Source organism: Massilia sp. YIM B02443 (assembly GCF_030411955.1).
Lineage (GTDB): Bacteria > Pseudomonadota > Gammaproteobacteria > Burkholderiales > Burkholderiaceae_D > Telluria.
Genome location: NZ_JASNRA010000020.1, coordinates 58,131 through 80,013 on the forward strand (window position 1 = coordinate 58,131; position 21,883 = coordinate 80,013).

The following is a 21,883-nucleotide window of genomic DNA, read 5'->3' on the forward strand; positions in this document are numbered from 1 at the left end:
TTAAGCAAGTAGCTGTTTGATGGTCTGCTTGACCTGGTTCACGCGCGCCGCCAGGTCGGGCATGCTGGCGGTGATGCGCAGCTTGTCCTGGCCGGCCAGCTTGACGTGGCGGTTCTTCTGGATCAGCGTGATGATCTTGATCGGGTCGATCGGCGGCTGTTCCATGAACTGCAGGCTGGCCGCTTCGCCGTGGGCGTCGATCTTGACGATGCCGACCGACCTGGCGGCGATGCGCAGGCGGTGGGTCTCGATCAGCGCCTTCACCGCGTCCGGCAGCTTGCCGAAGCGGTCGATCAGCTCTTCCTGCATGCCGTCGATGCGGTCCTGGCTTTCGCAGTTGGCCAGGCGTTTATAGATCGACAGCCGCTCGTGCACGTCGCCGCAATAGTCGGCCGGGAGCAGCGCCGGCACGTGCAGGTTGATCTCGGTGGTCGAGGACAGCGGCGCCGCCAGGTCCGGCTCCTTGCCGGCTTTCAGCGAACGCACCGCTTCGTTGAGCATGTCCGAGTACAGCTGGAAGCCGACCTCCAGCATCTCGCCCGACTGGTTCTCGCCCAGCACTTCGCCGGCCCCGCGGATCTCGAGGTCGTGCATGGCGAGATAGAAGCCGCTGCCCAGTTCTTCCATCGCCTGGATCGCGTCCAGGCGGCGCTGCGCCTGCTTGGTCAGGTTCTGCACGTCGCTCACCAGGAGGTAGGCATAGGCCTGGTGGTGCGAACGGCCTACGCGCCCGCGCAGCTGGTGCAGCTGGGCCAGGCCGAACTTGTCGGCGCGGTGCATGATGATGGTGTTCGCGGTCGGCACGTCGATGCCGGTCTCGATGATGGTGGTGCACAGCAGGATGTTGAAGCGCTGCTGCACGAAGTCGCGCATCACCTTCTCGAGGTCGCGCTCGTGCATCTGGCCGTGCGCGACGCCGATGCGCGCCTCGGGCAGCAGCTCCTGCAGCATCACGCGCCGGTTTTCAATCGTGTCGACTTCGTTGTGCAGGAAGTAGATCTGGCCGCCGCGTTTCAGTTCGCGCAGGCAGGCTTCGCGGATCACCGAGCCGTCTTCGCTGCGCACGAACGTCTTGATCGCCAGGCGCTTCTGCGGCGCGGTGGCGATGATGGAAAAGTCGCGCAGGCCTTCAAGCGCCATGCCGAGCGTGCGCGGGATCGGGGTCGCGGTCAGCGTCAAGACGTCGACCTCGGCGCGCAGGGCCTTCAGCGCTTCTTTCTGGCGCACGCCGAAGCGGTGCTCCTCGTCGATGATCACCAGCCCCAGGCGGGTGAACTTGACGTCGGGCGACAGCAGTTTATGGGTGCCGATCACGATGTCGAGGGTGCCGTCGGCCATGCCCTTGATCGCATTGTTGATTTCTTTTCCTGTCCTGAAGCGCGACAGCTCGGCGATTTTCACCGGCCAGTCGGCGAAGCGGTCGGCGAAGGTCTGCGCATGCTGCTCGGCCAGCAGCGTGGTCGGCGCCAGGATCGCCACCTGCTTGCCGCCCATGACGGCAATGAAAGCGGCGCGCAGCGCGACCTCGGTCTTGCCGAAGCCGACGTCGCCGCACACCAGGCGGTCCATCGGCCGGCCCGAGGTCATGTCCTTCACGACGTTGTGGATGGCCTCGGCCTGGTCCGGCGTCTCGTCGAAGCCGAAGCTCTGGGCGAAGTTCTCGTAGTCGATGCTCGAGTATTCGAAGGCGTGGCCCTGGCGCGCGGCGCGCCGCGCGTACAGGTTGAGCAGCTCGGCGGCGGTGTCGCGCACCTGCTCGGCGGCCTTGCGCTTGGCCTTTTCCCACTGGCCCGAGCCGAGCGAATGCAGCGGCGCGTCTTCCGGCGAGGTGCCGGAGTAGCGCGAGATCACGTGCAGCTGCGAGACCGGCACGTACAACTTCGAATCCTTGGCGTACTCCAGGTGCAGGAACTCGGTCTCGCCTTCGCCGAGATCCATGCTCATCAGGCCCATGTAGCGCCCGATGCCGTGGTTGATGTGCACCACCGGGTCGCCGATTTTCAGCTCGGACAGGTCGCGCACCATCGATTCGACCTGGCTCGTGGCTTCCTGCTTCTTCTTGCCGGCGCGCCGGCCCGAGCCCGCATACAGCTCGGTCTCGGTGATGAACACCAGGCGGCCCGACGCTTCGTCGTTCAGCTCGAAGCCGGCCTGCAGCGGGGCCACGCCCAGCGCCAGCTTGGCATCGCTTTGACGGAAGCCCTCGAAGCCTTCGACCGGTGCCAGGTCCAGCTTGTACTCGGCGAAGTACTGCTGCAGCGTCTCGCGGCGGCCGGCCGAATCGGCGCAGATCATCACGCGCGTGTCGCGGTTGTGACCATCGGCCAGATAGCCGCGCAGGCTGGTCAGCGGATCTTCCAGGCGGCGGTTGACCGACACGTCGGGCAGCGGCGCGGACAGCTCCGACGCCGGCGCGGCCGCGTCGCGCGCGATCGCCCAGCGACCGTGCGGCTTGATGCAGGTGAAGAACTGCTCGGCGCCCAGGAACAGCTCGTGCGGCTCCAGGATCGGGCGCTCGCGGTCGCTCCTGAGGAATTTGTAGCGCGACTCAGTATCCAGCCAGAAGCGCTGGATTGCAGCGTCGATGTCGCCCACCAGGGCCACCGGCGACTCCTCCGGCAGGTAGTTGAACAGGTTGGCCGTCTCTTCGAAGAACAGCGGCAGATAGTACTCGATGCCGGCCGAGGCGATGCCGTTGCCGATGTCGCGGTAGATCGGCGAGCGCGACGGGTCGCCCTCGAAGCGTTCGCGCCAGCGGCCGCGGAAGGCGGTGCGGGCGGCGTCGTCCATCGGGAATTCGCGGCCCGGCAGCAGGCGCACTTCCTTTACCGGGTACAGCGAGCGCTGGGTGTCGGCGTCGAAGGTGCGGATGGTTTCGATCTCGTCGCCGAACAGGTCGAGCCGGTAGGGCAGCACGGAACCCATCGGGAACAGGTCGATCAGGCCGCCGCGCACCGAGTATTCGCCGGGCGACATCACCTGCGACACGTGGCTGTAGCCGGCCAGCGTCAGCTGCGCCTTGAGCCGCGCTTCGTCGAGCCGTTCGCCCTGGCGGAAGAAGAAGGTGTAGGCGGCGAGGAAGGACGGCGGCGCCAGGCGAACCAGGGCGGTGGTGGCCGGCACCACCAGCACGTCGCACTGGCCGTTCTGGATCTCGTGCAGGGTGGCCAGGCGTTCCGACACCAGGTCCTGGTGCGGCGAAAACGCGTCGTAGGGAAGCGTCTCCCAGTCCGGCAGCAGGTGGCACGACAGCTTGCCGTCCGCGAACCAGGGGATTTCGTCCAGCAGGCGCTGGCCGTCGCTGGCGTTGGCGACGACCACGGTCAGCATCTGGCGGTTGGCTTTCAAGGCCAGCGCACCCATGGCGAGTGCGTAAGCATCGGACGAGCCGTGCAGCGACGGCAGGGCGAAGCGGTGGCCTGGTTTGGGGAGGTGTTTCTTGAGATCGAAAGGCATGCAGCGTGGCTGTTACGTTCGCGTCAAAGTGGCTGCCAATTATAGACGAACGCGCAATATCGGGCGCGGCGCAAGGCGCCGCGTGGCGCCGCCGCCGTGCATGCCGGCAGGAACGCCGGAGCAGCGGTTCGCCATCCGGGCCGATCCGCCAATTGCCGCCTCACGGGGCCATCGCTATACTCCAGTTCAATTTCTCTTCTGATTTTTGCGTAATGCGCTTCTACCGCAGCCGGGCACGGCACGTCTTCCATCCGCTGCCGGCCTGCATGGTCGCGCTGTGCTGTCTGCTGCCGTCCTGGCCCCTGGCCGCGCCGGCGCGCACCCTGGACCAGCTCGAGCACGTGAGCTGGACCGCGCGCGACGGCGTGCCCGACAACATCACCGCCATGGCCCAGACCACCGATGGCTGGATGTGGTTCGGCACCTCGGAAGGGTTGTGGCGCTTCGACGGCCTGCGCTTCACGGCCGCGAAGGCGCCCGCCGGCGCGCGTTTTCCCGACCAGACGGTTTACTCGCTGCAGGCGGACGGCGCCGCGGGCCTGTGGATCGGCTGGATGTTCGGCGGGGTCAGCCATTTGCAGGCGGGGACGCTGCGTAACTGGAGCGCGGCGGACGGGCTGCCGCCCGGCGTCATCTGGGCGTTCGCGCAGGACGGTCCGTGGCTGTGGGCGGGCGGCATCGGCGGCCTGGCGCTGTTCGACGGCAGCCGCTGGCAGCGCATGGGGCCGGAACAGGGTTTCAGCGCGCGCAAGGTCGATGCGGTGTTCGTGCATGCCGACGGCACGCTGGCCGTGTTTACCGAACAGGGCCTGTTCCTGCGCGCGCCCGGCGCTGCGCGTTTCGCGCCGCCGCTGCCCGGTCCGCCCACACGCCAGCGGCCGGCCCAGTACGGGAGCGGCCCGGTCTGGTACCTGGAACAGCGTGGCATCCGGGCGCTGGACAGCCTGGCGCAGTACGGGCGCGCCGATCGCTGGGTGTTTCGCCAGCGCGCCGCCGTCACCGGCAGCCTGCTGGCCGACAGCCGCGGCGCGCTGTGGTTCGACGACGTCGGCACGCTGTTGCGGCATGCGGACCCGCTCGGCGCGGACGATGCCCCCGGCGGCGGGTACGCGCCGGGCGTCGAGCAATTCGGCGCGGCGCAAGGATTGTCCGGTTCCATCGTGTATCACATGATGGAAGATGCCCAGGGCAATGTCTGGGTCGTGACGAATGGCGGCCTGAACCGTTTTCGCGCGGCCAATGCGGTCGAACTGCGGCTGCCGACGCTGTACCGCGCGCGCCTGCTGGCCGGGGCCGACGGCAGTGTCTTCATCAGCGACGGCAACCAGGCGTGGCAAGCCAGCGCCGGCGGCGCCATGCGCAGCCTGCCTGCGGCGTCCGGCGCGATGGCGATGGCCACGGCGCCCGATGGCGCCATCTGGCTGGCGACGGCGCGGGCGCTGCGCCGGGTGACGGCGGACGGCGCGCGGCTGCTGGCCGACATCCCGTATCCGCCCGACGTCGCGCCGGCCGACAATATCCGCGCCATCGTCGCCGCGCGTGACAGCGCGCTCTGGCTGGTGGCCAGCGGCCGCGGCGTGCTGCGCCACGCCGACGGCGCCTGGCAGCGCCATCCCGCGCTGCCCGAGGGCGGGCGCAAGACACCGATCGCCGTGCTGCAGGACAGCCGCGGCCGGGTCTGGATCGGCTACGAAGACAACCAGGTCGCCCTGGTCGAGGGCGACAAGGTCACCCTGTACGGCGCCGCGCAGGGGCTGACGGCCGGCAAGGTCAGCGTGCTGCTCGAGCACGGCGGCGCGATCTGGGCCGGCGGCAGCGACGGACTGGCGCGCCTGTCGGGGGCGCGCTTCGTCGCGCTGCACGCCTTCCCGGCCAGGGCCCTGGCCAGCCTGGCCGGCGCCGTCGGCGCGCCGGAAGGGATCTGGCTCAACGGCGGCGCCGGGCTGGTGCTGCTGCCGGCGGCTGCGCTGAAAGCGGGCGGCCCGCTGCCGGCCCGGGTGTTCGACGACACCGAAGGCGTCGTGGGGCGCGCCCGTCCGCTGTACAACGATGCGATCGTGCGCGCCACCGATGGCAGCATCTGGGTCTCGACCAAGCGCCGCGTGTTCCGGCTCGATCCGGCCACCGTCCGGCCCGAACCGGTGCCGGGGGCGCCGACGCTGCTGGCCGTGACGGCCGACGGGCGCGATTACGACGCGTCCGCCGCGATCGCGCTGCCGCCCAACCCGGGCCGGGTCGCGTTCCGCTTCGCTTCGCCCTCCACCGGCATGGCGCCGCGCATCCGCTACCGCTACCGGCTGGAGGGATACGACCGCGCGTGGCAGCACGCCGGCCATGCGGTGGACGTGGCCTATACCGGACTGCCGCCAGGCGACTTCCGGTTCGTGGTGCAGGCGCTGAACGGCGCCGGCGCGCCAGGTCCGGCCAGCGCGCCGTTGCCGGTGCACGTTGCGGCGACCGTGGTGCAGACGGTGTGGTTCAAGCTCGCCTGCGCGGGCCTGGCGCTGCTGGGGCTGTGGGGACTGGTCCGCTACCGCCTGCGCCTGCAGGCGCGCCGCCTGCTCGCGGTGGAGCGTACCCGGCATGCCGAGCGCGAGCGCATCGCGCGCGAGTTGCACGACACGCTGCTGCAAAGCGTGCAGGGACTGGTGCTGAGCGTTTCCGCGACCACCGAGCGCCTGCCGGCGTCCGACCCGCTGCGCGCGTCGTTGAGCGCAACCCTGGAACGGGCCGACACCGTGCTGGCCGAGGCGCGCGACCATGTGCAGGGATTGCGCCGCAGCGTGCCCGCGGCGCATGCATTGCCGACGCAGCTGGCCGCCGCGCTGGACCAGGCCTGCGCCGAACACGGCGCGCCGCGCTGCAGCTTCACGCACAGCGGCGCTCCCGTGGCCTTGTCGCCGGACGCGGTTCGCGCGTGTATTGGCATTGCGATGGAAGCCGTCCGCAACGCGTGCCGGCACGCCGGGGCGCGCCACATCGACGTCCGGCTGCGCTATGACGCGCAGGGGCTGGAACTGTCGGTCGCCGACGATGGCCGGGGAATCGAGGCGGGCATCCTGCAAATGGGCCGTGCCGGCCACTGGGGGATCGCCGGCATGCGCGAGCGGGCGGCCGAAGCCGGGGGCCTGTTGCGCATCGACTCGACGGTCGGCGCCGGCACGACCGTGGTGCTGACGCTGTCCCGTGCCGCTGCCGCTGCCGACGGCGACCTGGACCGCGCCTGAGCGCCGGCGTCCTTGCCGGCGGCCGCCCGCGCCCGGGCAAGTCTCAATGCCGCACTTCCTCGCGCTGCGCCAGCGACTGCGGCAGCCAGCCGCCGGCCGGGTCGCTCGGCTCGGCCACCCGGATCACCGACAGCGGATGCGCGAACTGGATCCGCTCGCGCTCGAAGCAGCGGTAGATCTCGAGCAGGATCGCCTGCTGCGCATCCATGTGCGGGTTGTAGTCCGGGCTCTTGAAGTGGTACACCACCTCGAAGTCGAGCGACCATTCGCCGTAGCGGAAAAAGTGGGCGCGGTCGAAATCGACGTCGTCGCGCGCGGCGACGATGTCGCGCACCATCTGCGGGATGCGCGCCATCTGCGCGTCCGGGGTGCCGTAAGCCACGCGCAGGTTGAAGGCGACGCGGCGCGACTGCATGCGCTTGTGGTTGTGGATGCGGCTCTTGAGCAGGTCGCCGTTGGAGAACACGATCTGCTCGCCCCCGAGGCCGCGCAGGCGGGTGGTCTTCAGGCCGATGTACTCGACCGCGCCGAGGGCGTCGCCGACGATGATGAAGTCGCCGATCTCGAACGGCTTGTCGATCATGATCGACAGCGACGCGAACAGGTCGCCCAGGATGTTCTGGGTGGCGAGGGCGACGGCGATGCCGCCGATGCCGAGACTCGCCACCAGCGTGGTGATGTTGAAGCCGAAGTTGTCCAGCAGCATCAGGAACGCCACCGTCCAGGTCAGCAGGCGCAGCATGAAGAACATGATCAGGCTCGAGGCCTTGCGCGCCCCGTCGCCATGGGTGTCCATGAACTGGGCGCGCCAGGCGCGCAGGCCGGCGTCGGCCCACACCGCCAGTTGCAGGATCAGGGCGGCGACGGCGATGCGCGAGATGATGATCTTGTAGTTGGCGGGCAGCACCAGGAAGAGGCTGCCGAGATACACGCCGATGCACAGCAGGAAGGTGATGTAGGTCGTGTGCAGCATCTTGCTCACGAACTCGGCCAACCGGGTCGAGGCGCGCTGCGCCAGCTGATGCGTCTTGCGGATGGCGAAGCAGCGGACGAAGTACATCAGCGCCGTACTGCCCACGGTGACGCCGAGGGCCATGATCCAGTTTTCGAAGTGGTTGTACGGCAGCAGGGATTCCACGCAAGGCTCCATCGGACAGCAACAGACAATCGCCTAGTCTGCTGCCCAATGGGATCGCGGCGCGCACGTTTGCGCGGGCTGCCATGTACCCCGCCGGCCAAGCCGCGCCGCGCCGCTGCGCTCATTATCACGGCCGTGACAGTTGCGTTAGCGCTAACAGTCGCGCATCATGTCGTTTCCAACGAAAAGAACAGGCAGGAGACATGATGAGAAGTGGAATCGCGGGCATGGTATGGCTCGCCGCAGGCGCCCTGAGCGCTTGCACGACCGTGAAACACAGCGAGGCACAAGCCGACGGGATGGCGCTGTTCGACGTCCAGCCGCGCCACGGCATGCAGGTGGTGGCGGTGGCGCCCGACAGCGAGCACGTGCTCGATGGCGCCGCGGTCAGTGCCGGCGCGGCCCTGGCCGGGAAATTCCCGAACAGCGACATCAGCGTGTCGCGCGCCCCGAAAACCGGCGGCGGCGATGCGTTGACGCTGCGCTGGCACGACATCTGGAAGAGCGGCGTGCGCTTGCAGGGCGCGCCGCTCGACCTGCGGCCGTATGCCGCAAACGGCATCGTGTACTTCGACCTCAAGGTGAACAAGCTGGACAAGGGCGGCATCGTGTTCAAGGTCGGCTGCGGCGACGGCTGCGAGCGCCAGGTGCCGTACGTGCTGCCTGGCCGCGCGGCCGCAGGCCAGGGCTGGCGCCGCGTGATCCTGTCGATGGGATGCTTCGTGCGCGATGGCGACGATTTCTCGGCGGTGGCGCGGCCGTTCGCGCTGGAAGGCACCGGCAGCGGAGAAGTCAGCATCGCGAATATCGCGTTCGCCCGTGACGGCAAGCCGAACACGCCATGCCCGGACTGGCGCACGGTGGCGCTCATCCCCGACATGCTCAACGAATCCTGGGCGATCGACTGGTGGCTGCCGCGTCACCGCCAGAAACTGGACGAAAAGGCGCGCATGGTCGCGGCGGGAAAAAGTCCGCAGCTGCTGTTCATCGGCGACTCGATCACCCAGGGCTGGGAGAAGGAAGGCGCGCCGGTCTGGCAGCAGTACTACGCGCGCCACGATGCGCTGGCGCTGGGCTTCGGCGGCGATCGTACCGAGAACGTGCTGTGGCGGTTGCAGAACGGTGAAGTCGACGGCATCGCGCCCAAGGTCGCGGTGCTGATGTTCGGCACCAACAACACCGGCCTGCGCGGCGACTTCCCGGCGATCACGGTGGCCGGCATCAAGCGCAACCTGGACGAACTGCGGCAGCGGCTGCCGCACACGCGCATCCTGCTGCTCGGGATCTTCCCGCGCGACGCGACGCCGGATGGCGCGGCGCGCAAGACCAACGAGCAGGTCAATGCGCTGCTGCCGGCGTTGGCGGACAACCGGCGTGTGTTTTTCCTGAACATCAACACCGCGTTCCTGGGGCAGGACGGTTCTCTGTCGAAGGCGGTCATGCCTGACCTGCTGCATCCGAATGAGCAGGGCTATGCGATCTGGGCCAAAGCGATGCAGCCCCGGCTCGACGAGTTGATGGCGCTGCCGCCGTTCTAGACGGGGCCGATAAATTCTTGGCTAGGGAAGTTAATGCTACCACCAGATGGAAATTAACAGTGCTTTCATTGGGAATTTTATGGTAGAGTCGTTGGCATGGCAAAGCGGCAATGTTCGCTTTGCCATGTCCGCAGCATCACTCGACGACCATCTCTCCTTGAAGGCGACCCATGATCCGGCTGATTGCGTTCTTCCTCGTAGTCTTATGCAGTGCGCCGTCCGGCGCCCAGCAGCCCGTTCTCATTGACAACCAGCCCGGCCAGTACGCGGTCGGCTTCCGTAGCGTCGAACAGCTCGACACCAGCCGCGTCTATGGCCAGGCGGCGGCGCGTCCGATCCAGACCGCGGTCTGGTACCCGGCGCGTGCCGGCGGCAAGCCGATGCGCTACGACGACTACCTCGCCCTGCGCGGCTGGGACGACGATTTCACCCGCACGCCGCAGCAACGCAGCAAGGTGGTGGAAGACTGGCTGCAGTCGTTCGTCGGCGCCGACCGCGCAGCACAGGTCGCGGCCGAGCGGCGCGACGTGCTGTGGGCGGTACGCGATGCGCAGCCTGCGGCCGGAAAGTTCCCCGTGGTCGTCTATTCGCCCAGCTTCAGCAGCCCCGCGTTCGAGAACGCCGAGATGATGGAATACCTCGCCAGCCACGGCTATATCGTGCTCGCCAGCCCCGCGCTGGGCGTCGCCAGCCGCGGACAGAAGATGGACGCGGCCCACGTCGAAGCGCAGGCCGCCGATATCCGCTTCCTGGTCGCCTATGCCGCTTCACTGCCGCAGGCCGATACCGGACGCGTGGCCGTGGTGGGGTTTTCGTTTGGCGGCCTGGCCAATGCGCTGGCGGCGGCGCAGGACGCGCGCATCAAGGCGCTGGTCAGCCTGGATGGTTCGCTGCGCTACCACCATCAACTGGTTGCGCAGCTGCCCGGCCTGCAGCTGGAAACGCTGCGCACGCCGCTGCTGTTCCTGGCCCAGCGTCCGGCCCCGTTCGAGCGCGCCGCGCGCTATCCGCAAGACCTGTCGGGCGGCACGCTCAAGCGCCTGAAGAACGCCGACGTCTACCTGGTGACGATGTACGCGATGGAGCACCCGCACTTTGCCACCGCCTTCCTGCGCCTCGATCCGCTGGAATTCGACGAGTACACGCGCGACGAAGTGGCGCGCTCGCATGCGGCCAGCGGACGCTACGTGCTGAACTTCCTGAACGGCGTCCTGAAAGGGGAGCCCGAGGGCCTGGCCTACCTGATGAAGAAGCCGGAGCAGACCGGCATGCCGCGCCATAGTTCGTACAGCCAGTTCTTCCCGGCCCGGCGCTAGGCCTTACGCAGCACTGTCGGGCGTCTCCGGCGCGCGCCGGTTGGCGATTCCGAACGGCACGTGCACCATCGGGATGGCGCCGCCGGGACCCGCGCGCAGGTGGCTCAGCTGGTCGTCGAAGAAGATGTGCGGCTTGAACACCGACAGCACGCGCGCTTTTTCCATCCCGCCCAAAAAGAAGGTCTCGTCGGCCGACACGCCCCAGCTTTTCAGCGTGGTGACCACGCGCTCGTGCGAGGGCGCGCTGCGCGCCGTGATGATGGCGATGCGCACGATGCGGCGGTAATCGGGATCGTCGCGCTCGGCCTCGCGCTCGAGCTGCTGCATCATGGCCAGCTTCTGGAACAGGTCGGCCAATGGCCCCGGCTGGTGCGGACGCGCCACGTGCAGGCGCTCGTGGGCGTGGAACTCGTCCAGGTCGTTGTTGCGCTTGAAGACGGTCTCGGATTCGTCGTCGGCCAGCACGCCGTCGAAGTCGAAGGCGACACGCAGCTCGACGTCGTCCAGGTCTTCGCTGTCGGCGATGCGCGAAGGCAGCACCAGGCCGGCCGGATAATTCACCGCGATCGCGCTCTTGACGTCTTCCTCGTTGGCGCTCAGGAACAGCGAGGCGTTGAAGGCCGGCAGGTAGGCGTACGGCGACTTGCCGTTCATAAAGGCCGCGCGTGAAATATCCAGGCCATAGTGGGCGATCGAGTGCATCACGCGCAGGCCGGTCTCGGGCGAATTGCGCGAGAACAGCACCACTTCGACCGGCGTCTGCTGCGGGAAGCACTTGTTGATGCTCAGGAAGCGCCGGATGAAGGTAAACGCGACGCCGCGCTCGAGCACCACGTCGCGCTGCTGTTCCTGGTAGCTGCGATAGGCCTCGGGTCCTTGCTCAAGGTAGACCTGGTGCGACTCGGACAGGTCGAACAGCGCGCTCGAAGCGACGCCGATCACCAGTTTCTGTTCGATAGGAAAGGGCATCAGCGCTCCTCCGGTGCGGGTTGATCGTCGAGCTGGTCATAGACCTGGCGCTCGTGCGCGTCGAGCCGGGCGGCGGCGCGCACGAAGGCCGGCTGGCCGCCGCCCGCCAGCATGCGCAGCTTGGACAGGCGGTCGGCGGCGGCTAGCGTCGCCGGCAACGGCGCCGCTGGTGACACACCATCGCCCAGGTGGCCGATCGCATGGCCGATCGGCGGCGGCAGTTCCCACTGGGCGGCAATGTGCGCCGAGATCCGGCGCGCCACCCGCACCAGTCCCAGGCCGAAGGCGTCGTCGTCGGGCAGGGCGCCGGCCGGCAGCAGGCCGTCGATCACGCGCAGTGCCACCACCAGGCCGACGTTGTGCATCAGCCCGGCCAGGTAAGCTTCGAAGGGGTCGGCGCCGAGTCGTGGCGCCAGCAGGGCGGCGGCCAGCGCGCAATGCTCGGACTGACGCCACAGATTGGGCGCCGCCTGGCGCGCCAGCGGCCCGGCCTGGATACTGATGACGGGACGAAAGGCGACCCGCGCCAGCAGCATGCGCAGGCCGTTCTGGCCCAGCAGCAGCAGCGCGCCTTCGAGGTTGCGCACCGGCGTCGCCGGGCGGTAATACGGGCTGTTCACTTCGCGGATCACCTCGGCCACCAGCACCGCATCCTGCGCCAGCTGGCGCGCCAGCTCGGCCGACGAACTGTCCTGGTCGCGCAGGCTGCGCAGCAGTTGCGGGATCACGGCCGGCACCCGCGGCACCAGGCTGGCGGCATCGAGCGGGTCGCGGCCCAGGCGCGCCAGCTCGTCCAGGATCAGGTCGGCGCCGGCGGGGGCGCCGCTGACGTGCGGGCCGGCCAGCCACAGGAAGAAGGCGAGGTCGATGTCGGGCGCAGCCTCGGTCATGGTCGGAGCCGCCGGCTCCAGTCCGGTTACCGGCGCGGGCGTGGACTGGCCGGAGGCCGGACGCGCGCCGCCAGCGCCGCCGAACAGGCGCGCGAGCCATTTTTTCATGAGATGGGCAGGTGAGGGCAGTCGGCCATGACGGAATTCTACCCGAGCCGTCGTGCAATGCCCATGCGAAACGGCCCGCTGCGGGCGCCGCATGGGCGCCCGCAGCGGGCCGTCATTGCCGAGCGTCTGGCGCTTTAGCTGCCGGTCGACGAACCGGTGGTCGGTGCGCCGTGGGTCGGGGTATTGGCGGCCGGACGGGTGTCGCCGGTGTTGCCGCTGGCGCCTTCGCCGGTCGAGGCGCCGCTGTTCGGCGCATTCGAGCTGCTGCCGTTGCTGCGGGCATTCGGGTCCATCGACGAACCGCTGCTGCTCATCGACGACGAGCCGCTGGTGGTGGTGGTGTCGGTGCCGGTGGTGTTGCAGGCGGCCAGGGCGAAGGCCATGACGCCGCCCAGGACGACGGTCTGGATCGTGTTTTTCATATTGGATCTCCTCGGTTTGTCTGTGGCCTCATCATGCGAGGTCAGCGGTATGGCGAGAATAGGAACGCGTCGTTAACGTTTGTAGGAAGGTGCTCACACACTCATCCATAACTGCGCGGCGCCATGCCGGACCAGGCCATGGCGCCCGTCCGTCAGCGGCTGATGGTCGCGTTGGGATTGGTATTGGTGCCGGTGCTCGACGAATCGGTGTTGTTGATGGTGCCCGAAGCGTTGGTCACGCCTGTCGAGCCGGCATTCCAGCTCGAGCCGCCGGTGGTGTCGCCGGTGGTGGCGTTCGATTCCACGGCGCTGCCGCTGTTGGTCGACGAGGTCGCGCTCGAGCCGCTGCTGTTCATGCCGTTGTTCATGGTGTCGGTCGAGCTGCAGGCGCCCAGGCCAAAGGCCAGCACGCCGGCCACGACTGCGGTATTCAGGATACGTTTCATGTCGTTCTCCTCGGATGATTGGATGAGGCCATGATGCAGTTCCGGCCCGCGCGCCGGGAATAGGAACGCGCCGGCGTGCCCTGTAGGAGCCCGGCGCAGCGCCGCGTCAGGCGGCCACTGCCATTCTGGCGTCGAGCCAAGCCAGCAGCTCCGGCGCCGGCAGCGGGCGGCTGTACAAGTATCCCTGCGCCTTGTCGCAGCGCTGGCTGCGCACCACGTCGAGCTGGGACTGGGTCTCGATGCCCTCGGCCACCGTATTCATGCCCAGGCTCTGCGCCACCTTGACGGTGGCTTCGATCAGCACCCGGTGGTGGGCGCTGGTGTCGGCCTGGCACACGAAGGAGCGGTCGATCTTGACCGTGTCCACCGGCAGCAGGTGCAGGCTCGACAGCGACGAATAGCCGGTGCCGAAGTCGTCCAGCGCCAGCTTGATGCCGAGCGCCTTCAGTTCGTGTAGGCGGCCCTGGATGTCCTGGTCCTGGGCGGCCAGGCTTTCGGTCACTTCCAGCTGCAGCGCCGCGGCCGGCATGCTGCTGCGCTCGAGGATGGCGCGCACGGTGTCGATCCAGCCCGGCTGGCCGAGCTGGGCGCGCGACAGGTTGACCGCCATCAGGCGCGGCGCGGCATTGCCCATGCGCGCCTGCCAGCTGACGTAGTCGCGGCAGGCGCGCTCCAGCACGAAGTCGCCCACCGCGCCGATCAGGCCGCATTCTTCGGCCACCTGGATGAAGTCGCCGGGCGGCACGATGCCGCGCAGCGGATGGCGCCAGCGCACCAGCGCCTCGACGCCGGCCGCGTGGTCGACCGCGCCGTCCGGGCGCAGGCCCACCACCGGCTGGTAGACCACGAACAGCTGGTCCTCCGCCAGCGCCTGGCGCAGGTCGGCCTCGATGTCGGCGCGGCGCGCGGCGCGTTCGCGCATGCCCGGGTCGAACACCACGTGGCGGTTGCCGCCGGCGCGCTTGGCTTCGACCATGGCGATGCCGGCGTCGCGCAGCACGGCGTCCGGATCGCTGGCCGCGCCCGCGCCCCAGGCCAGGCCCAGGCTGGCGCAGCAGACGATCTCGTGGCCGTCGATCACGTAGGGACGCGCCAGCGCGTCGAGCAGGCGGATCGCCACCCGTTCGGCGTCGCTGCGGCTGCGCATGCTTTCCAGCACCACCACGAATTCGTCGCCGCCGATGCGTCCCGCCAGCTGGCCCGGCACGCGCGCGCCGGGGGGAATGAAGCCTGCGCCGGTCGGGCGCAGGGCGCCGCGCACGCGGTCGGCCATGTGCATCAAGAGCTGGTCGCCGATACCCTGGCCCAGGCTGTCGTTGACCTGGCGGAAGCGGTCGCCGTTGATCAGCAACACCGCGAACTGGGGCGCGTCGGCGTCCGGCGCAGCCGCCTGCGATCCGATCAGGCGCTGCAGCTCTTCGCGCACCGCTTCGCGGTTCGGCATGCGGGTCAGGGCGTCGGTGCGCGCGGCGTTGCGCAGGCGCCGGTGCAGGGTTTCCTGCTCGCGCTGGACTTCGAAGGTGGCGTCGGCCACGGTCGCCATCAGGCGCTCGCGGTCCAGTTTCAGCAGGCTCAGCGACAGCACCTGCAGGCTGCCGGTGGCGGCGTGCGCCACCCCGACCGGCAGGCGCAGGCCTTCGCAGATCACGCCGGACGGCTCGATGAAGGCCTCGACCATGAGCGGCAGCTGCGGCGCGACCGCGGCCAGCACCTCGAACAGGTTGTCCAAGCCGTGCTCGTTCGCGAGCGGCATCAAGAGGTTCGAGGCCATCGGATTGAGCATCTCGACGCTGCCGTCGAGGGTGGTCTGTGCCAGCCCGATCGGGGCGCGGTACAGGAACTGCATCAGGGCTTCGTAGGCATCGCTCGGGTCAGGCAGCATCGGCATCCTCTCCAGGGTGGTGCGCGTGGTCGTGGGGGCGCTTGGCAACCAGCTCGGGCCGCCAGCGTTCGACGCGGTTGCGTCCGGCGCGCTTGGCGGCGTACAGGGCCTGGTCGGCCTGCTTGAGCAGCAGGTCGACGCCGCCGCGGCCGTTGCTGCTGGCGGCGACGCCGGCGCTGACCGTGAAGCGTACCGCGACGCCGTCGACCATGGCGCTCTGCGAAGCGACGGCGGCGCGCAGGCGTTCGGCCACCACGGCGGCGCGCGTCAGGTCGGTCGAGGGCAGCAGCACGGCAAACTCCTCGCCGCCGATGCGCGCCACCACGTCCACTTCGCGGAAGGTGGAGGTCAGGATGGCGGCCAGGTGCTGCAGCACGGCGTCGCCGCCCGGATGGCCGTGGCGGTCGTTGATGGCCTTGAAGTGGTCGGCGTCGATCACCACCAGCGCGGTCGGACGCGGCAGCGCCTGGCTGCGCTGCAATTCCTGCTCGGCCGCCTCGAACAGGGCGCGGCGGTTGGCCAGGCCGGTGAGGTAGTCGGCGAAGGTCTCGCGGCGGCGGCGCTCGCTGGCTTCGCGCTTGTCGCTGATGTCGCGCAGGATCAGGCAATAGGCCGGGCCGGGGTCTTCGCCCGGCAGCGGCTCGCGGTCCGGCAGCGGGGCGATCAGCACGCTGCCCCAGAAGGTGCTGCCGTCGGCGCGCAGGCGGCGGCCTTCGTCCAGGGTCCAGCCGTTGGCGTCGGCCTCGCGCAGGCGGTCATGCAAATGTTCGGGAATGATCGCGTCGGGCGCATAGAACACCGAGAACGGCTGGCCGACGATGTCCTGGCCGTGGCCGGTGACGCGTTCGATGCTCGGGTTCCATTCGCAGATACGGCCCTGCCAGTCGATGCTGGCCAGGGCGTAGTCGCTGATGCCGGTCAGGATGGCGTTGAGCCAGGCATCGCTCTGGCGCAGCTGGCGCTCGCGCCGCACCTGCTCGGTGACGTCGCTGATCACCGCCATCAGGCGTGTGGCGTCGAGTTTGAGCAGGGTGATCGACAGGATCTGCGGCACCCGCTTGGCGCTGCCGGTAACGCCGCCCGCGTTCAGGTGCACGTGCAGGCCGTCGCACACCTTGCCGCTGGGCGCCCCATAGGTGGCGCACAGGTTGCGCAACTCCGGCGCCACGTCCTGCAGGGCCGTGAACAGGTTGTCCAGGCCGCCATCGCGCGACAGCGGCATCAGCAACTGGGCCGAGATCGGGTTCATCATGGCGATCTCGCCATGGAAGTCCGCCTGCACCAGCCCCACCGGGGCCAGGTACAGGAACTGGATCAGCGCTTCGTATTCGGCGCCGAGCTGGTCGAGATCGCGCGACACGGTATCAACGCGGCTGGCGCTGGACCAGCACGTAGCGGCGGGCGCTGCCCGGACTGGCCAGCAGGCGCAGGGCCACCTTGACCGGGCGCATGCGCAGGGTCAGCACGTAGTCGATCGTGTCGTCGAGAGGCGAGCCGTCGTCCTGGGCGTCCTCGAAGCGCTGCGCCACCATGAAGTTGTTCAGGCACGGGGCGACGTTGGTGAACAGCGGCTGGCCGAGCACGCGCTGCTGCGACAGGCCGGCGGCCTGCGATTCGAAGGCGTTGTAGAGCTCGACGTTGGTGTCGGCGCCGAAGCCGATCACGCCAAAGTCCAGACCATCGAGCTCTTCAAGCGTGCAGCGGTCGAGGCGGGCGGCGAGATCCGGCATGCCGAAGGTGGTGGTCGAATTGGTCATGGTTTTGGCGGCCGTATTGTTGGATATTGATTGTTAGAAACTGATGTTGGCATGTGAAAAGGTCGGGTGTCAATTGTGCGCAGGGTCTAATGTGACAATTTCTTTGTGGATTGTACTTTTAGCCACAGGAATGACCGGTTTGACAGCATTTGCGCGTGCTGTCACCATCCAGGCCTTTCCACCTTCCGGCCTGCCTGCATGACTTCCGAGACCCCGATCGCGTTCCGCTGGTGGCGGGACGATGCCGTGTTGCAGCGCATGGTTGCCGATTTGCTGGCGGCCGACATGGCGCTGATGCGCCCCGGCGTGCGATTTCCGGGGCAGCCGTGGACGCCCGACACCGACCTGCGCACCGATCTCGGCGCCGACTCGCTCGACCTGATGGGACTGGCCAGCACACTGGAAACGGTGCTGCACCTGGGCCGCCCGACGGCCGAGGCCGAAGGCGCGCTGCTGGCGGACACCCGTCTGTGCGCGTGGGTGGCGCAGGCCCATGCCGGCCTCGATGCCGGTGGCGCCGCGCTGACCTTCCGCACCTCGGGCAGCTCAGGTGCGCCGAAACCCTGCACCCACGCGCTGGCCGCGCTGTGGCAAGAGACGGCGGCGCTGGCGTCGCTGTTCCCGGGACGGCGCCGGATCGTCAGTCTGGTGCCATCGCACCATATCTATGGATTCCTGTTCACCGTGTTGCTGCCGCTCCGGCTGGGCCTGTCGGCACAGGACGTGCTCGATTTGCGCGGCTTTGCCCCGGGCGCGCTGGCGCGGCAGTTGCGTCCGGGCGACCTGGTGGTCGGGTTCCCCGATTTCTGGCGTGGCTTGGCCGAGGCTGGCGTGGATGCGCAAATCGGTGGCACGGCGGGCGGCGCAGCGGACGGCGCGGCAACGCACGGCGCGGCGGCGCGCGTGCTACCGGACGTGATTGGCGTCAGCTCGACCTCGCCATGCCCGGACGCGGTGGCGCGCGGCGCCGTCGATGCCGGCCTGGCGCGGCTGGTGCAGGTGTACGGCAGTTCCGAGACCGCCGGCGTCGGCTGGCGCGACAGCCCGGATGCGGACTACACGCTGTTCCCCTACTGGAGCCGCGCGCACCAGGGCGAACACTTGAACGGTGAACACGCGAAATACGAGTACCCACAAGGCGAGCAGCCACAAGGCGAGCACCTTGAACGCACCATGGTCGATGGCCAGCGTCGCACCTATCCGCTGCAGGACCGGCTGGACTGGTCCGACGCCGACCGCTTCCGCCCGGCCGGACGGGTCGACCAGGCGGTGCAGGTCGGGGGCGTCAACGTGTTCCCGGGCTATGTGGCGGACGTGCTCAAGCTGCATCCGCAGGTCGCGGACGCCAGCGTGCGCCTGATGCGCGCCGACGAGGGCCATCGCCTGAAAGCCTTCGTGGCGCCGCGCCAGCCCGGCTGGGACTGGCAACAGGGCGGCGTGCAGCAAGCCGATGCCCTGCGCGCGCAACTGCATGCCTGGCTCGGCGAGCGCCTGTCGGCCGCCGAATGCCCGGCCGCGATCTCGTTTGGCCCGGCATTGCCGCGCGGCGCCAGCGGCAAGCTGGCCGACTGGATCATCGACGCCTGCCTGTAAGCCGCGCCGCGCGCGGCGACGCCGGGCGCCTGGCGGCTGGCGCCCGCGGCGCCGGGTTCAGCGCGCGAGGCTCAGCGCTCCACCAGCAGATTGAAGCCGCCGTAAATCATGCGCTTGCCGTCGAACGGCATCGCGTCCGGCTTCATCACATCGGCCAGGCGCGGATCTTTCATCACCTTCTCGTTGACCTGGTCGCGCGCTTCGCGCGATGCGTACACGATCCACGCGAATACCACGGTTTCGCCGTCTTCCAGGTTGACGCTCTGCGGGAACGAGGTCAGCTTGCCCGGCTTGACGTCGTCGGCGATCCATTCGCGATAATCGAGCGCGCCATGCTCGCGCCACACCGTGCCGGCCATTTCGGCGATCGCCTTGTAGGCGTCGATCTTTGATTTGGGCAGGGGAAGGACAAAACCGTCGACGTACGCCATGATGATCTCCTCGTTGTGATGTGCTGCGGATGGGGAATGCCCGCTGCCGGCACGGGCCGCTCATCTACAGACCGGCGGACCGTGGCGAAGGTTCCCGGCCGGAGCCGGGCAGATCAGACTAACATCAATAGCGGCCGCCGGGTGGCGGCGCGGGCGCCCCTTGTGGCACGGCGGGCACAGGCGCCGGCGGGGCAGGCGGCGGCGCCACCTGCGGCAGCGGGATCGCGCCTGGCACGCCGTCTTCCGGCGCGCCGTCATGCGGCGCCGGCAGCGCGTCCGGATCGTCCGTCACTATGCCTTCCGGATCGGTCTGCGGCGCGATGTCGATGGTGCGTTCTTCCACCGCGTCGATGAATTCCGGGTAGATCCAGTCGACGCCGTCGTTGACCACGTCCTCGGGCGGCGTGCGTTCGACCGGGGACACCTTGGCCAGCGCCACGCGCATGTAGTCGATCCAGATCGGCATCGCCAGCGTCGAGCCGAATTCGCGTCCGCCCAGCGAGCGCGGTTCGTCGTAGCCCATCCAGGCCACGCCCACCACGTTGCCGCCGTAGCCGGAGAACCAGCCGTCGATGGCGTCGTTGGTGGTGCCGGTCTTGCCGGCCAGGTCCTGGCGGCCAAGTTGCTTGGTCGCGGCGGCGGCGGTGCCGTAGCGGGTGACGTCGCGCAGCATGCTGTCCACCACGAAGGCGTTGCGCGCCGTGATCACGCGCCGGTCCTCGCTCTGCGCCGCCGGCTGCGTCTCGGCAATGACGCTGCCGTTACCGTCCCGGATGCTTGCGATCAGGTAGGGTTTGACGCGGTAGCCGCCGTTGGCGAATACGGCATAGGCGCCGGCCAGCTGCAGCGGGGTGACCGCGCCGGTGCCGAGCGCCATGGTGTAATTCTTCGGGTGGCGCGCCAGGTCGAAGCCGAAGTGCTCCAGGTACTGGTGCGCGAAGTCGACCGACACCGCGCGCAGCACGCGCACCGTCGGCACGTTCTTCGACTTGGCCAGCGCCTGGCGCAGCGTGACTTCGCCGTCGAACACGCCGTCGTCGTTCTGCGGCGTCCATGGCGTGTCGACGCTGGCGCCGGGCAGCTCGATCGGCTGGTCCAGGATGCGGGTGGCCGGCGAATAGCCTTTTTCCAGCGCCGCCGAATAGACGAAGGGCTTGATGCTGGAGCCGGGCTGGCGCCAGGCCTGGGTCACGTGGTTGAACTTCTGCAGGTTGTAGTCGAAGCCGCCGACCAGCGCGTGGTAGGCGCCGGTGGACGCGTCGAGCGCGACGAACGCGGCGGCCACCTGCGGCACCTGGGTGATCGCCCACGCGCCTTTGTCGCTTTTGCTGATGCGGATCACCGCGCCCGGCGCGATGCGGATCGCCTCGCGCGCCTTGGGCGACAGGCCGGCCGCGGCGAACTTCAGGCCGGCGCCGCTGATCGTGACGTCCTCGCCGGACAAGGTCTCGACCCGCACCTCCTGCGCGCTGGCGGCCAGCACCACCGCCGGCAGCAGGCCGTCGCTCGACGGACGCTTTTGCAGCGCCTCGATGATCGCCGCTTCGCGTTCCTCGCCGTCGCCCGGCAGCACGATGCGCGCCTCGGGGCCGCGGTAGCCGTGGCGGCTGTCGTAGGCCAGCACGTTGCCTCGCACCGAGTCGTAGGCCGCGTCCTGCTCGGCCTTGAGGATGGTGGTGGTGACCGTGATGCCGCGCGTATAGGCTTCTTCGCCGAACTGCTCGAAGACCACCTGGCGCGCCAGTTCGGCCACGTATTCGGCGCGGGTGTCGAACGACTGGCCGGCGTCGCGCTTGACGCGCAGCGGCTCGGCCAGCGCCTGCTGGCATTGCGCCTCGTCGATGTCGCCCAGGTCGCGCAGGCGCTTGAGGATGGCGTGCTGGCGCTGCTGCGCGCGCTTGGGGTTGGCGACCGGGTTGTGGCGCGCCGGGTTCTGCGGCAGGCCGGCCAGCATCGCCGTCTCGGCCAGCGTCAACTGATCCAGCGTCTTGCCGAAATAGCTGCGCGCGGCGCTGGAAAAGCCGTACGAGCGCTGGCCCAGGTAGATCTGGTTCATGTACAGCTCGAGGATCTGGTCCTTGCTCAGGGCGGCTTCGATCTTGTAGGCCAGCGCGACTTCGGTCAGCTTGCGCGACACCAGTTTTTCTTTCGTGAGGAAGAAGTTGCGCGCCACCTGCNCTCAGGGCGGCTTCGATCTTGTAGGCCAGCGCGACTTCGGTCAGCTTGCGCGACACCAGTTTTTCTTTCGTGAGGAAGAAGTTGCGCGCCACCTGCATGGTGATGGTCGAGGCGCCCTGGCGAAAGCCCCCGCCCAGGTTGGCGCGGGCCGCGCCCAGCGCGCGCCGGAAGTCGATGCCGCCATGCTCGTAGAAGCGGGTGTCCTCGATCGCCAGCACCGCCGTCTTCATCATCGGCGGGATCTTCGAGATCGGCACGAAGTCGCGGTGCTCGACGCCGAACTGGCCGATCAGGACATTGTCGGCGGTGTAGATGCGCAGCGGGATCTTGGGCCGGTAGTCGGTGACGGCGTCGATCGGGGGCACGTTGGGCAGGATCGCCGTCATCACCCAGGCGGCCACGCCGCCGATCGCCAGCAGGACGGCCGCCAGCAGGGCGAGCAGGATGCCGCGCAGGCGGCGCGGGCGTGGGGGAGGCTGTTTTTTCGACGTTGGGGACGTGCTTGAAGACTTGGTCACTGCGGAACTCTCGC

General features: G+C 68.8%; 15 protein-coding genes and 1 pseudogene. 4 read left to right on the forward strand and 12 right to left on the reverse strand.

All coding sequences use genetic code 11. The annotated features are described in order from the left end of the window. Positions 1-3,456 (reverse strand): transcription-repair coupling factor, encoded by a 3,456-nt coding sequence (gene mfd / locus QPK27_RS18990; RefSeq protein ID WP_290419738.1) that lies wholly within the window; start codon positions 3,454-3,456, stop codon positions 1-3. Positions 3,457-3,668: 212 nt separating this feature from the next. On the opposite strand from mfd, the gene QPK27_RS18995 reads away from it, so the two are divergent. Beyond that, positions 3,669-6,683: a sensor histidine kinase gene (locus tag QPK27_RS18995; RefSeq protein ID WP_290419739.1), complete on the forward strand. Its 3,015-nt coding sequence runs from the start codon at positions 3,669-3,671 to the stop codon at positions 6,681-6,683. 43 nt (positions 6,684-6,726) lie between these two features. Here QPK27_RS18995 and QPK27_RS19000 read toward each other — a convergent pair whose 3' ends face one another. Next, entirely contained in the window at positions 6,727-7,821 is a 1,095-nt protein-coding gene (locus QPK27_RS19000; RefSeq protein ID WP_290419740.1) for a mechanosensitive ion channel family protein, read from the reverse strand. Positions 7,822-8,024: 203 nt separating this feature from the next. Here QPK27_RS19000 and QPK27_RS19005 point away from each other — a divergent pair, with 203 nt between their 5' ends. Beyond that, positions 8,025-9,359, forward strand: coding sequence for a GDSL-type esterase/lipase family protein (locus QPK27_RS19005; RefSeq protein WP_290419741.1), 1,335 nt, complete (start codon positions 8,025-8,027; stop codon positions 9,357-9,359). Between the two features lie 170 nt (positions 9,360-9,529). Beyond that, complete coding sequence (locus QPK27_RS19010) at positions 9,530-10,675, forward strand: CocE/NonD family hydrolase (protein ID WP_290419742.1); 1,146 nt, start codon at positions 9,530-9,532, stop codon at positions 10,673-10,675. A 3-nt stretch (positions 10,676-10,678) separates the two neighbouring features. On the opposite strand, the gene QPK27_RS19015 is transcribed toward QPK27_RS19010, so the two are convergent. The 7 genes from QPK27_RS19015 to QPK27_RS19045 form a co-directional block, all read right to left on the reverse strand. Beyond that, positions 10,679-11,644, reverse strand: coding sequence for a 5'-nucleotidase (locus QPK27_RS19015; protein ID WP_290419743.1), 966 nt, complete (start codon positions 11,642-11,644; stop codon positions 10,679-10,681). Continuing rightward, the gene (locus QPK27_RS19020) at positions 11,644-12,642 is read right to left on the reverse strand and encodes an HDOD domain-containing protein (RefSeq protein WP_290419744.1); all 999 of its coding nucleotides are present in this window, start codon (positions 12,640-12,642) and stop codon (positions 11,644-11,646) included. The genes QPK27_RS19015 and QPK27_RS19020 overlap by 1 nt, the downstream gene beginning before the upstream one ends. 134 nt (positions 12,643-12,776) lie before the next feature. After that, positions 12,777-13,064, reverse strand: a complete 288-nt coding sequence (locus QPK27_RS19025; RefSeq protein WP_290419745.1) for a hypothetical protein — start codon at positions 13,062-13,064, stop codon at positions 12,777-12,779. A gap of 152 nt (positions 13,065-13,216) precedes the next feature. After that, on the reverse strand, positions 13,217-13,510 hold the full coding sequence (locus tag QPK27_RS19030) for a hypothetical protein (protein WP_290419746.1): 294 nt from the start codon (positions 13,508-13,510) through the stop codon (positions 13,217-13,219). 106 nt (positions 13,511-13,616) lie between these two features. Beyond that, complete coding sequence (locus tag QPK27_RS19035) at positions 13,617-15,398, reverse strand: bifunctional diguanylate cyclase/phosphodiesterase (protein ID WP_290419747.1); 1,782 nt, start codon at positions 15,396-15,398, stop codon at positions 13,617-13,619. Next, positions 15,382-16,752: a sensor domain-containing diguanylate cyclase gene (locus QPK27_RS19040; protein ID WP_290419748.1), complete on the reverse strand. Its 1,371-nt coding sequence runs from the start codon at positions 16,750-16,752 to the stop codon at positions 15,382-15,384. The genes QPK27_RS19035 and QPK27_RS19040 overlap by 17 nt, the downstream gene beginning before the upstream one ends. Before the next feature lie 4 nt (positions 16,753-16,756). Continuing rightward, entirely contained in the window at positions 16,757-17,149 is a 393-nt protein-coding gene (locus QPK27_RS19045) for a phosphonate transporter (protein WP_290419749.1), read from the reverse strand. 198 nt (positions 17,150-17,347) lie between these two features. On the opposite strand from QPK27_RS19045, the gene QPK27_RS19050 reads away from it, so the two are divergent. Then, positions 17,348-18,742, forward strand: a complete 1,395-nt coding sequence (locus QPK27_RS19050) for an AMP-binding protein (RefSeq protein ID WP_290419750.1) — start codon at positions 17,348-17,350, stop codon at positions 18,740-18,742. 71 nt (positions 18,743-18,813) lie between these two features. Here QPK27_RS19050 and QPK27_RS19055 read toward each other — a convergent pair whose 3' ends face one another. From QPK27_RS19055 to QPK27_RS25535, 3 genes and pseudogenes are all read right to left on the reverse strand, one after another. Then, positions 18,814-19,173, reverse strand: a complete 360-nt coding sequence (locus QPK27_RS19055; protein ID WP_290419751.1) for a DUF1428 domain-containing protein — start codon at positions 19,171-19,173, stop codon at positions 18,814-18,816. A 124-nt stretch (positions 19,174-19,297) separates the two neighbouring features. Continuing rightward, positions 19,298-21,310: a penicillin-binding protein 1A gene (locus QPK27_RS19060; protein WP_374047091.1), complete on the reverse strand. Its 2,013-nt coding sequence runs from the start codon at positions 21,308-21,310 to the stop codon at positions 19,298-19,300. A 106-nt stretch (positions 21,311-21,416) separates the two neighbouring features. Then, positions 21,417-21,737, reverse strand: a pseudogene (locus tag QPK27_RS25535) (transglycosylase domain-containing protein); the annotation flags it as partial. Positions 21,738-21,883: the final 146 nt, after the last annotated feature.